Source organism: Pseudomonas brassicae (assembly GCF_010671725.1).
Taxonomy (GTDB): Bacteria; Pseudomonadota; Gammaproteobacteria; order Pseudomonadales; family Pseudomonadaceae; genus Aquipseudomonas; species Aquipseudomonas brassicae.
The window spans coordinates 1-592 of record NZ_JAAHBU010000409.1; the positions used below are offsets into that span (position 1 = coordinate 1).

Annotated in this window: 1 protein-coding gene; it reads right to left on the bottom strand. The window is 65.0% G+C overall.

The window, feature by feature from the left end; translation table 11 throughout:
- Positions 1-592 (bottom strand): acyl-CoA dehydrogenase family protein (locus G3436_RS23015; RefSeq protein ID WP_178116575.1); only part of this gene is annotated, 592 nt, incomplete at both ends.

Genomic DNA, 592 nt, shown 5'->3' on the forward strand with positions numbered 1-592 from the left:
TTCGACATTGTCGAAGAACAGCTCGCAGGTGTTGGAGCCGCGCATGCCCAGCTTGTCGAACTTGTTGCTGCGGCTGAAGCCCTGCCAGTCACGCTCCACGATAAACGCGGTGATGCCATGGGCGCCCTTGTCAAGGTCGGTCTTGGCGTAGATCACGTAGGTGTTGGCGTCAGGGCCGTTGGTGATCCAGGTCTTGCTGCCGTTGAGCACGAAGCGGTCGCCGCGTTGTTCGGCGCGCAGTTTCATCGACACCACGTCGGAGCCGGCATTCGGCTCGCTCATGGCCAGTGCGCCGACGTGCTCGCCGCTGATCAGCTTGGGCAGGTACCTGGCTTTCTGCTCGGCGGTGCCGTTGCGGTTGATCTGGTTGACGCACAGGTTGGAGTGGGCGCCGTAGGAGAGCGCGACCGAAGCCGAGCCGCGGCTGATTTCTTCCATGGCCACCACGTGGGCCAGGTAGCCCAGGCCGGCGCCGCCGTATTCTTCGCTGACGGTCACGCCGAGCAGGCCCATGTCGCCGAGCTTGCGCCACATGTCGGCGGGGAACAGGTTGTCGTGGTCGATCTGTGCGGCGCGCGGGGCCAGCTCGGCG